The organism is Xenorhabdus miraniensis, from assembly GCF_002632615.1.
This window is the reverse complement of the sequence record NZ_NITZ01000046.1, coordinates 1-10,398: the sequence shown is the minus strand read 5'-3', so window position 1 is coordinate 10,398 and position 10,398 is coordinate 1. Positions and strand designations below refer to the sequence as shown.

Here is a 10,398-nt window from a genome sequence, read left to right as displayed (position 1 = left end):
CCATAGCCTGTTCCACCTCGGAGCTGTTTTTGGGTGTGCACCAAAACTTTGCTCCTGGAACAGGCTTCTCGTCAACTTCTTATCCAGAATTCGGGTTAATTTAAATTGTTATTAAAAAATTAGAATTGTGTAACGATTTTGTTAAAAAAATCTTGTCTAAGTATATGCCGGATACTAGGATGTTAGCACCCAATAAATATATTGGGAATTATAAATCCATTACATAAAGGTAGATTAATCATGAATATTCAAGAATTGATCGATTCCGTTAAAGAAACTGAAATTAACGCGACTGAAACCCAAGTTTCTAAAATGGAAAGCGAAGAAGTCTCTCTTCTCGGCCCAATGAACATGCTCGCATTTGATGCTTAAACTCCTTGCACCCATTTATTGGGTGCTATTTATTCTTTAGGAAAATGATATGCTCAGTATTCTAGGAAAAGATGAAATAATAAAAAATGTGTACCTTCTTTCAAGGAGTCTCCCTGGCTCTGAGAATATTAAAAAAATAGAAGATCTAAAGCCATTTTACTTGGACTTTTTGAAAAATCATCAGCCTTACCATCCCATTAATTTTTCCGATGAAATCATTGTCTCTAATGAAGAAAAGATAAACTCGTTAATATTAGCCTATCAGCCGAGTGCACTTGACGACCTGAATCAGGTTAAAATGATTGGTGAAAAACACAGAACTGATAAATACCAAGAGTTGTCGACGTTAGTGAAAAACGGCTATACCCATTTAGCGGACAGCGATAAAGACGTTAAGTTGATTTTTGATTTAGTGATCCATACTATTTTTTTCAGAAAGTCTACAAGCAGTTCAAACGTATCATCCTTTGGTGGTTCATCTTCGACGGCTATTGGCAGTATTTGGATTAGCGGTCATGGCGCCTTAACACTGCATGACATAGCGGAATTTTTGCTTCATGAGTTGACACACCATCTGTTATTTATAGATGAGCGTTGTCATGAGCAATTTCATTATGCAGAAATAATAAAACCGGAAAACTATTCTACTTCCGCACTACTGGGAAAAAAGAGTCCTTTGGATAAAGTTGTACATAGTATATTAGTTTCACATGAAATTTTAAATGCGCGACAGAAATTCTTAAACGCTGGAAACGTCACCATACATCCAAAAACGAATATCCTTAAAAAAAACACCAATCAGTCCATAGCAGAAATACTCGGTATGAAAAACTTAAACAACCTCATCACGAACAGAACAAAAGAATTTATTATGACAGCACGTGAAAACCTTAACTAAAGGATAAAACATGTTAAAAGCAATCGAAAATCTTGCGGGTAAAATAGAGGCGAGATGGCATATGGATGACTATAGCTGCTACTCGTTTGCAGATATAGCCAAGTCTGAAATGCAAAAGGTAGATTTAATCTCTCTCTTTTCCTTCAAGGAAATCAATTCACTGATCAATCTTAATTCTTTGAAAAAAATTCAGATAGCTTCCGAATTTTCAGAATTGCATATGAAGCTTTTTGATAATGGTAAGTTTTACATTGAGCTTCTGAACTGGTGGGATAAAGATACATCTATTCATGATCACGACTTCTCTGGCGTCTTATTACAACTCGAAGGTAGCGCCCTGAATACCATTTATTCTTTTGATGAAGAAAATGAAATCAGTCACAACCTGAGCATGGGAAACATAAAGTTAACCGAGGCTTATATCAGTAAAAAAGGGGACTGCCGAATTATTCCATTTGGCAGAACAGAGAAACATGCTGTTTGGCATTTAGAGAAGCCGACGATCAGCCTGATAGTAAGAACGCATCCGATCACCGTACTATCCCCACAGCTCAATTACTTCCCTCCATACATGCGGGTTAATCATTCTGCAACAAATATTGCTTTTAATAAAAAAATAAAATATTTCAATCTATTATCTATGATTGACGACAAAGAGTGCAAAAGTCAGTTTTTACAGGAGTTGAAGGATTCTTCTGCAACCGAGCAATTTTGGCTTATGATGAAAATGTCAGAATTCTTATATCACCCTGACAATATTGACCTGCTTCAAGGTTATATTGATGCATCTAAAAGTGAGGATGAAAAAAGCTTAAAATTAAAGCTTGTTTCTTCGGTTACCCTCAGAAGGTCATCGCAATTTATTATCAATAAAGTCAAACCCCTTTTCACTAAATTTGATGACCGCCTGTTCTTATCCTGTCTGGCCTCATCGTATAGCCAGGAAGATAGAGTGATGATCTTCCCTGAAATGGGCATTGAAAACTTTGAGGATAAACTTACCACACTGATTGAAAATTTACCTGTTACAGTTAAGCCAAAGATAATACATGTATTAAAAACACTTGGATTAAATGTTGAGTCAAAATGAAAAATATTTTTTCAAATAAGTTTTTCTTAATATGTCTTGCATTGATATGTCTGCAGCAAGTTTTAGTGGGGCTGTCCACTTATTTCATCGGGTTGGCTGGTGAGAAAGTAGCTACGCTCCCCATGGAAGCATTTTACTATACAGCCATGTTTTTTCTATCTATCTTTATTGCCTACCTTCTCGGCTCAGCTTCATTGTTTTATCGGGTTAAACTTTCTAACAATTTGTGGGAGAGATATTATTCAAATACTTTAACTGAAATTTCAAAAAATCATTCAATCTCAACCGAGGAAAATAAAAGAACAACGCAATTATGGCTAAGTGGTGAGGCTTTGAGCACGCTTGATGAAGCTGGATTCGCCTTCATAGAAATACTGGCTATATATTTTAATGTCCTTTTTACCACTATTGCTCTGTTTGCCATCCTTGGCGCTGTATTGACTAGCGTGATCGTATTTTGTATGTTTTTATCTGTGATGCTTTTGTATTTATCAAAAAGTAAAATAGGTATTATTGCAAGTAGTATGCAAAATGAAAAGATAGCCGCATTACATTCTATAAGTAAAATATGGGATAATATGTTTTATGGTGATAAGAAATCATTGGCCTCTGCACTAGCATCATCAAAACAAAAAGTTGATATTTACTTTAAAAAGACGGAGTCTTATAAAACTTTAGAACAGATCATTTCTTGTACTCCAATACTCATTTCTATTCCTCTCTTGGTCTTATTTTCATATTACCAAATTTTAAATAATACAGTGGCTATTGGCGCCTTGGTGGCTGTTTTACCTAGAACATTGCAACTATTTCAAAACATCCATGCAGCAAGCATGAGCACAAGTCAGATCATGTTACTGAAAAATAAAATCCAGAAGCTGTATTTATTTTCAGCAAGCCTAAAAGGCTATGACTATTTGGCAAGCATAGACAATGGGAAAATTTCAGTCATGGATCTAATTAACGAGCAGATACTAAATGTACATACTTTCATCGAGCTTGATTTAGAAAAAGCACCGGTTAATGGCAGATACTTGATTTCTGGCAGTAACGGAGCGGGTAAATCCTCACTCCTAAAATATACGAAAAGTAAGTACCCTGATGCGTTATTTTTTGGCCCTAATATACAAGTAGGTGAAGATACCGTTCCGGGCTCAACTGGACAAAAGCAACTATATCAAATGGCATTACTGTCTAATATTAAACATCGCATTATTTTCTTAGATGAATGGGATGCGAATCTGGATGAGTCGAACACTCAAATTATCGATAAATTTCTGACTTCCTTGGCTGAAGATAATTTAATCATCGAAATCCGACACTAAGACGTAATACTGCTCGCTTAAGAGAAATGAGAGAGCCAATTAAAACATCATAGTTTAGCACAGAAATCTAACTATTGGATTCATTACCAGAATCCTAAACTTCAGAACGTATAATCACATCACTGTATACTGGAAAATCGCCTCGCAATTATCTGTACATCTGCCAAATATTTTCGTTAGGGATATGCAGGGGAGGATTCTTAATATCTCTTCCTTGAAAAAAACCTCCCTCCTCCCATAGATACCATCTCTTATCCTCATCGCATCCATTTATTATATTGTTCAGTCCATTTTGATTAGCACATCAAAACTATTTTTTCTCCAAATCAGCTCTCATATTTCTGCACAAACATAAAAACAGCCGAAAAAACCAACTAAAGATAAAAAAACCTTAATAAATACTGATCACTAAATATTCACCAAAGATAAAAATGAGTTGTTTAAACTATTAATTTAGTTAATTACTCTAACTATTTATAAATAATATTATATTGATAATAAATGTTAGCATTCAATAAGTTAACCATGTGAAATTAGATTAAAAAGAATTTATTATTAAGACGCACTTACAAACAGAACGTTATATGTACAGTTCCTAAATTGGAGATTTACTTCATGCGTTTTAATAAAACTACACAGGCTATTTTTCTTGGTCTGACTCTGTGCCAAGGTGCTGCTCAGGCTGCGCCTGTTCTTTCCTTAGACAATGCTCAAGCACAAAAAGTTGCTGCCCACAACAACTCTTGGGTTGAAGTCAACCCCACTATTTTCGAAAACAATATCCACACACTGCAAAAGAACCTGAATAAAGGCACCAAAATGTGTGCGATTCTGAAAGGCGATGCCTACGGTCATGGTATCGGCTTGCTGATGCCATCTGTCATTAAAACGGGCGTAACTTGTGTGGGCATTACCAGTAATGAAGAAGCCCGCATCGTGCGTGAGAGTGGCTTTAAAGGACAATTACTGCGTGTCCGCACTGCGGATATAAGTGAAATTGAAAGTACACTGGGCTATGACATGGAAGAAATGGTCGGTGATCTGGAACAGGCTCAAGCTGTTGATGCTCTCGCTAAAAAACATGGCAAACAAATTCGCGTTCATCTGGTACTGAACACCGGACTCATGAGCCGTAACGGTCTGGAAATGAAAACTGAGCAAGGTCAACAAGACGCACTGAAAATCGTTCAGTTACCTAACCTGAAACTGACCGGCATAATGAGCCACCATGCTATCAGCGATCTGAATGTAATCCGTTCGAGCATCAAGAACTTCACAGAACAAACTTCTTGGTTGATCAAAACCGCCAACCTGAAAAGAGATGAAATCACGCTGCACGCATCAAGCTCTTTTGCGTCCATGAGCATCCCAGAAGCACAATTTGATATGGTACGCGTTGGTAGTGCACTTTACGGCATTCTGACCGCCAGTCATCCAGAATACAAGCCGCTGATTGAAGTTAAAACCCGTGTTGCTTCTGTCAAGTCATACCCTAAAGGTAATGGTGTTAGCTACGACAACACTTACATCCTGAAACGTGATTCCAAACTCGCTAACCTGCCAGTTGGTTTCTCTGATGGCTTAAGTTCCAACATGTCAAACAAAGCCTATGTTCTGATCAATGGTCACCGTGCGCCAATTATTGGCAGCATTTCCATGAACACGGCGATGGTAGACGTTACTGACCTGCCTGACGTGAAGGCTGGCGATGAAGTTGTGATCTTCGGTAAACAAGGCAACGACGAAATCACTCAGTCTGACGTCCAGAAATGGAGCGGTATGCACGTTGTTGAGTTATCTTCCATCTGGGGAGAAACTAACCCAAAAATCGCGGTTACAGGCTCCTAATCAGTCGTTCCAAATGATATCGGGTTATTCTTCTGACCTGTATTAATAAGCTTTATCTCATTAACAACACAAAACAGTTCGTGATCATGATCTCTTTATTTTCACGACAGAACAGCCTAATATCATTTTAATCACTTCGAAAATAACACCCCCCTCCTTGCGATGCGGGGTGTTATTTTGTATTGAGTCTAATTTGGAGCGTGGTATGACAAAACCTAAAATTATTATCAACGAACTGGATGCCGAACGTTTAGATTCCTTGTTGGAACAACCTGCATTTGCTAACACCAGCATTGCAGTTGCCCTGAATGAAGAGCTGGATAGAGCGGAAATTGTGTCTCCACCCGACATTCCTGCCGATGTTGTCACGATGAACAGTGAAATTCGTTTTATTGATCTGGGCAGCAATGAAGAACGTGTCCGCACACTCGTCTATCCGGCATCCCTGAAAGACAGCACCAAACATCTGTCCGTTATGGCTCCTTTGGGTGCTGCACTTTTGGGTCTGAGAGTGAACGATGAAATCAGCTGGAAATTACCTAACGGCGAAAAGACACGAGTAAAAGTATTAGAAATAATTTATCAACCAGAAGCCGCAGGTGAATATCACCGCTAACTCACAGCCAGCCCGGTTACACCAAACTGGCTGTTGTTGATTGAGTATCCCTATTGACCGGCGATACTCATTTCCGACAGCAATACTGAACCACACTGAATATTACTGCGTGTTTCAGTGTCATTACCGATTGTCACCATATTCGCCCACATATCCTTCAAATTGCCTGCAATGGTGATCTCACTGACCGGGTATTGGATCTCACCGTTTTCAACCCAAAAACCGGATGCGCCGCGGGAATAGTCCCCAGTGACTGCACTAACGCCTTGACCCATCAGCTCAGTAACGAGCAGGCCGGTTCCCATTTCACGCAGCAAACCCGCAAAATCCAGTCCCTGACCTGCGATATGCCAGTTATGAATTCCGCCCGCATGGCCTGTATTCGTCATATCCAACTTACGGGCAGAATAGGAAGTCAGCAGCCACGTCTGCAAAATCCCATCTTTGATAATATCGCGTGGCGTTGTACGCACACCTTCACTGTCAAATGGTGTTGAAGCCAGCCCTCGCAACAAATGAGGCTGCTCTTCAATCGTCAGCCATGAAGGCAGAATCTGTTTGCCCAGACTATCCAACAAGAAAGAAGATTTACGATAGATACTGCTACCGCTGATCGCACCAACCAAATGACCGAATAATCCTGTTGCCACTTCCGCAGAAAAAATAACAGGCGCTTTCATCGTTGGCAGTTTACGCGCTCCCAGACGGGAAAGCGTACGACGGGCACACTCCTGCCCAACCCACTCAGGGGATTTCAACTCGTCAAAATGGCGACTTATGGTATAAGCATAATCGCGCTCCATGTTGCCATCTTGCTCAGCAATCACACAGCTCGACATTGAATGACGGCTTGAGCAATAGCTTTGCAGCATGCCATGGCTATTGCCAAATACCCGAATGCCATAATGGCTGTTGAAACTCCCCCCTTCGGTATTGGTAATGCGCTTATCTGCCTGCAATGAGGCTTGTTCAGCACGGGCCGCCAATTCAATGGCCGTATCTGCATCCAAGTCCGCAGGATGGAAAAGATCCAACTCCGGAGCCTCAAATGCCAACAGCTCTTTATCCGCAGGGCCTGCGTAAGGATCAGGAGACGTATAGCGAGCGATATCAATTGCAGCCTGAACAGTACGGGCGATTGCCTCTGGGCTGAGATCGGTTGAAGAAGCGCTGCCTTTGCGCTGCTGATGATAAACAGTGATTCCCAGTGCGCCATCGCTGTTAAATTCAACATTTTCGACTTCACTGAAACGCGTGCTGACGCTAATCCCAGTGGTTTTATTGACCGCAACTTCTGCGGCATCACAACCGGCTTTCGCTAATTCCAGAGCATGAGCGACTGCGTTTTCCAGTTGCTTACGTTGCTCTGCGATTTGTTGATTGGTAACTATCATTAATTAACCGTAATCCAATGAATTAAAGAGAGAATTCGTCAGAAAAAATGCCTCCGTCCGGCTCATGACATGAATGCCGGGTGGTAATCAGGCAATTTTCCCAGTTACAATACACAATATTAGGATGTTAACACCCACCGGACGATAGGTCATGCTCCAAAACACACCTTATCCGGCCTTTTTAGAAGGAAAACAATTATGGCAAAGCAGCCTGAAGATTGGCTCAACAATTATCCTGCTGAAGAGGAAGAAGAAGAGATAATCTGGGTCAGTAAAAGTGAAATCAAGCGGGATGCTGAAATACTGAAAAAATTAGGCACAGAGCTGGTTGAACTCAGCAAAAGCCAACTGGAGCGGATTCCACTGGATGAAGATTTGCTGGCAGCCATTGAACTGGCACAAAAAATCAAACGTGAAGGCCGCCGCCGTCAATTGCAGTTAATTGGAAAGCTACTGCGTGCCCGTGATCCTGAACCAATCACGATTGCGTTGGATAAACTGAAAAACCGTCACAACCAGCAAGTTGTTATTCTGCATAAACTGGAAGAGCTACGTGACAAACTCCTTGAAAGCGACGATGCGCTTGAAGAAGTCGTGGCGCTGTATCCACATACGGATCGCCAGCAACTTCGTACACTGGTCCGCAACGCCAAAAAAGAGAAGGCGGCCAACAAGCCACCGAAATCTTACCGCCAGATGTTCCAATACCTGAAAGAGTTATCGGAATCCGCTTAGTATTTTTTCCACCGCCATTTCGTTGAGGATTGGCGGTACTTCCTTCTATACCTTCCTCATTGTCATATCAGAACAGTTTAAGTTAACACTTTGGGCTAAATGCTACAGATAAGTAACGAAAAATGAGATAGCCTTTAATGATTTTCACCCTGTTCCCCCTACATCATGAAAATTTACATAAAGGATGTTTCAAATGCCGTTAGTCGTTATTCCTGATGATTATCAACATGCTACAAAACACCTTCAAGCTTTGTACCAGAACAGTGATTTTCAGGTAGTTTGTCTGGGTGCTCTTGACCGTGATCCTAAAGCAGAAGAATTATTATCCAAGGCTGATGCCCTGATATTGATCAGTGAAAGAACACTGATTGATGAGAAATTTTTGTCTAAAACTCCCCATTTAAAACTGATCAGCCAAACAGGAAAGGTGGCTTACAATATCGATCTGGCATTGTGCAAACAACGGGGCGTTGCCGTTGTTGAAGGTTTGGGTTCACCGATTGCCGCCGCCGAATTAACCTGGCTACTAATTCAAAGCTCCATACGCAGATTTGTGCCTTCTGTAGAAGCCATGAAAAAAGGCCACTGGCAGACTGAATTTGGCGATACCGTGGCAGGAAAAACACTTGGCATAGTCGGTTATGGCAAAATAGGCCAACTTGTTGCCAAGTATGCGCAAGCCTTTGACATGAAAGTACAGGTTTGGGGATCTTCCCGTGCTCAAGATCAAGCCCGTCAAGAGGGATTAATCGTTCCAGACTCGAGAGAAGCATTTTTCCAGACTTCAGATGTCATCACCTTACACCAACGGTTAGTCAAAGAAACCGCAGGGGGTATCACATTTGCTGATTTAACTAAAATGAAACCTACCGCAGTATTAGTAAATACAGCTCGCTCTGGATTGATAGAAGCCGGTGCATTGGAAAAAGCCCTCGATTCAGGAACGCCGGGTTTTGCCGCCTTGGATGTTTTTGATATTGAACCGATTTGGGATGCCAATCACTCTTTATTAAAGCGAGATAACGTACTGTGCAGCCCACATATTGGCTATGTCACCAAAAGCTGTTATGACATTTATTTCGAAAGCGCATTTAAAAATATTGAGCGTTATTTTTCTGGTGATGAAAGTTATGTGATTAATAAATAATTATCCGCAGATTTACATAATAAGCGTGACATTGTTAATCTGCGATATATTTATCTTTGAGCCTTGCCTCGAAGGTAATAACAATAAACTCCTGCAAGGTATTTGATTTCTTTTCCACATGGCTCCCCGCCTCCAGCAAGCGAGGAGTCTCAACAACAAGGTAAATCTTAATCCATCACATTAAACCGTAATTCCCCTTCCAGCTCTTCTTCTGCTTCTTCAAACAACAGCACCAATGCTGAAAAACGCACTTGTTTCTGTGACGTTAAATTGATGAAATTAATTTCAACCGGCAACTGAATCCCTCCCGTCACAGCATCCCACAGCGCATCCAAGTTAGCACCGAAATCATCCCCAAGATCAAAGCGCTCTTTAAATTCATCATAAAAAGTGCTCAAGTCCGGGATTTGGCTAAAGTCGAATTCCACCTTTTTCATATCATTACTCCAGCCGGGTAAAACTGTTGTAGTGATCAACCGTCAGATAAATAAGGCCATCATTAGAATAGAGCAACCTATCGCTGCCTCTGTGCCCACACCGATAATTCACATCGGCTTCAAACCAGTGACGGCCAGATTCTGTCGGCAGTTTATTCTCACGGTTGGCGAACCGATCACCGCCAATTGCCCGTCCCGGCAGAATTTCACATAAATTGCCTTCACGGGCATTCCAGCCAAGGCGACGGGCTTGTTTCTTTGTTATGTAATAGCCCGGTAATGTGTGATGCTGACGGAGATAGTCCGCAACACGGCTCTGTTCGGTCAGAACATCAATCTGCTGAGCAGGCGCCTTTTCTGAAGCTATTTTCTCCGAAGCTATTGTCTCTGAAACAATTGTCTCCGAAGCAATTGTATTCCGCTCTGTTGTATCCTTACCAAACGGCACAATTCCGTTGGCAAAGACGATATAGACAACCGCCAGAACCAATAATACAGCCGTTAATATGCTTTTTTTCATGATGACCTCAAGCTAT

The 10,398-nt window shown here is 41.0% G+C and carries 11 protein-coding genes; 8 read left to right on the top strand and 3 right to left on the bottom strand.

Annotation, left to right across the window (positions count from 1 at the left end; translation table 11 throughout):
• Nucleotides 1-240 precede the first annotated feature (240 nt).
• The 6 genes from Xmir_RS31395 (at nt 241) to rnk (ending at nt 6,149) form a co-directional block, all read left to right on the top strand.
• Complete coding sequence (locus tag Xmir_RS31395; protein WP_279627222.1) at nt 241-372, top strand: hypothetical protein; 132 nt, start codon at nt 241-243, stop codon at nt 370-372.
• A gap of 49 nt (nt 373-421) precedes the next feature.
• The gene (locus Xmir_RS21340; protein ID WP_099116022.1) at nt 422-1,270 is read left to right on the top strand and encodes an aKG-HExxH-type peptide beta-hydroxylase; all 849 of its coding nucleotides are present in this window, start codon (nt 422-424) and stop codon (nt 1,268-1,270) included.
• Between the two features lie 10 nt (nt 1,271-1,280).
• Nucleotides 1,281-2,360, top strand: a complete 1,080-nt coding sequence (locus tag Xmir_RS21335; protein ID WP_099116021.1) for a cupin domain-containing protein — start codon at nt 1,281-1,283, stop codon at nt 2,358-2,360.
• Nucleotides 2,357-3,685, top strand: a complete 1,329-nt coding sequence (locus Xmir_RS21330) for an ATP-binding cassette domain-containing protein (protein ID WP_099116020.1) — start codon at nt 2,357-2,359, stop codon at nt 3,683-3,685. The genes Xmir_RS21335 and Xmir_RS21330 overlap by 4 nt, the downstream gene beginning before the upstream one ends.
• Before the next feature lie 615 nt (nt 3,686-4,300).
• Nucleotides 4,301-5,533 (top strand): alanine racemase, encoded by a 1,233-nt coding sequence (gene alr / locus Xmir_RS21325; protein ID WP_099116019.1) that lies wholly within the window; start codon nt 4,301-4,303, stop codon nt 5,531-5,533.
• A 205-nt stretch (nt 5,534-5,738) separates the two neighbouring features.
• The gene (rnk, locus tag Xmir_RS21320) at nt 5,739-6,149 is read left to right on the top strand and encodes a nucleoside diphosphate kinase regulator (protein ID WP_099116018.1); all 411 of its coding nucleotides are present in this window, start codon (nt 5,739-5,741) and stop codon (nt 6,147-6,149) included.
• 50 nt (nt 6,150-6,199) lie between these two features.
• Here rnk and pmbA read toward each other — a convergent pair whose 3' ends face one another.
• Entirely contained in the window at nt 6,200-7,543 is a 1,344-nt protein-coding gene (pmbA, locus tag Xmir_RS21315) for a metalloprotease PmbA (RefSeq protein WP_099116017.1), read from the bottom strand.
• Nucleotides 7,544-7,741: 198 nt separating this feature from the next.
• On the opposite strand from pmbA, the gene yjgA reads away from it, so the two are divergent.
• Nucleotides 7,742-8,278, top strand: a complete 537-nt coding sequence (gene yjgA, locus Xmir_RS21310) for a ribosome biogenesis factor YjgA (RefSeq protein WP_099116016.1) — start codon at nt 7,742-7,744, stop codon at nt 8,276-8,278.
• Between the two features lie 193 nt (nt 8,279-8,471).
• Nucleotides 8,472-9,425, top strand: coding sequence for a D-2-hydroxyacid dehydrogenase family protein (locus tag Xmir_RS21305; RefSeq protein ID WP_099116015.1), 954 nt, complete (start codon nt 8,472-8,474; stop codon nt 9,423-9,425).
• Nucleotides 9,426-9,592: 167 nt separating this feature from the next.
• Here the strand turns inward: Xmir_RS21305 and Xmir_RS21300 are convergent, their stop codons facing one another.
• Together Xmir_RS21300 and Xmir_RS21295 are read right to left on the bottom strand one after the other, a co-directional pair.
• Entirely contained in the window at nt 9,593-9,862 is a 270-nt protein-coding gene (locus Xmir_RS21300) for a barstar family protein (protein ID WP_099116014.1), read from the bottom strand.
• 4 nt (nt 9,863-9,866) lie between these two features.
• Nucleotides 9,867-10,382, bottom strand: coding sequence for a ribonuclease domain-containing protein (locus Xmir_RS21295; protein ID WP_099116013.1), 516 nt, complete (start codon nt 10,380-10,382; stop codon nt 9,867-9,869).
• Nucleotides 10,383-10,398 lie beyond the last annotated feature (16 nt).

Bases quoted from the DNA above. Each gene is read 5' to 3' on its own strand.
- Xmir_RS31395 (WP_279627222.1), top strand. From the start codon at position 241: ATGAATATTCAAGAATTGATCGATTCCGTTAAAGAAACTGAAATTAAC.
- Xmir_RS21340 (WP_099116022.1), top strand. From the start codon at position 422: ATGCTCAGTATTCTAGGAAAAGATGAAATAATAAAAAATGTGTACCTT.
- Xmir_RS21335 (WP_099116021.1), top strand. From the start codon at position 1,281: ATGTTAAAAGCAATCGAAAATCTTGCGGGTAAAATAGAGGCGAGATGG.
- Xmir_RS21330 (WP_099116020.1), top strand. From the start codon at position 2,357: ATGAAAAATATTTTTTCAAATAAGTTTTTCTTAATATGTCTTGCATTG.
- alr (WP_099116019.1), top strand. From the start codon at position 4,301: ATGCGTTTTAATAAAACTACACAGGCTATTTTTCTTGGTCTGACTCTG.
- rnk (WP_099116018.1), top strand. From the start codon at position 5,739: ATGACAAAACCTAAAATTATTATCAACGAACTGGATGCCGAACGTTTA.
- pmbA (WP_099116017.1), bottom strand. From the start codon at position 7,543: ATGATAGTTACCAATCAACAAATCGCAGAGCAACGTAAGCAACTGGAA.
- yjgA (WP_099116016.1), top strand. From the start codon at position 7,742: ATGGCAAAGCAGCCTGAAGATTGGCTCAACAATTATCCTGCTGAAGAG.
- Xmir_RS21305 (WP_099116015.1), top strand. From the start codon at position 8,472: ATGCCGTTAGTCGTTATTCCTGATGATTATCAACATGCTACAAAACAC.
- Xmir_RS21300 (WP_099116014.1), bottom strand. From the start codon at position 9,862: ATGAAAAAGGTGGAATTCGACTTTAGCCAAATCCCGGACTTGAGCACT.
- Xmir_RS21295 (WP_099116013.1), bottom strand. From the start codon at position 10,382: ATGAAAAAAAGCATATTAACGGCTGTATTATTGGTTCTGGCGGTTGTC.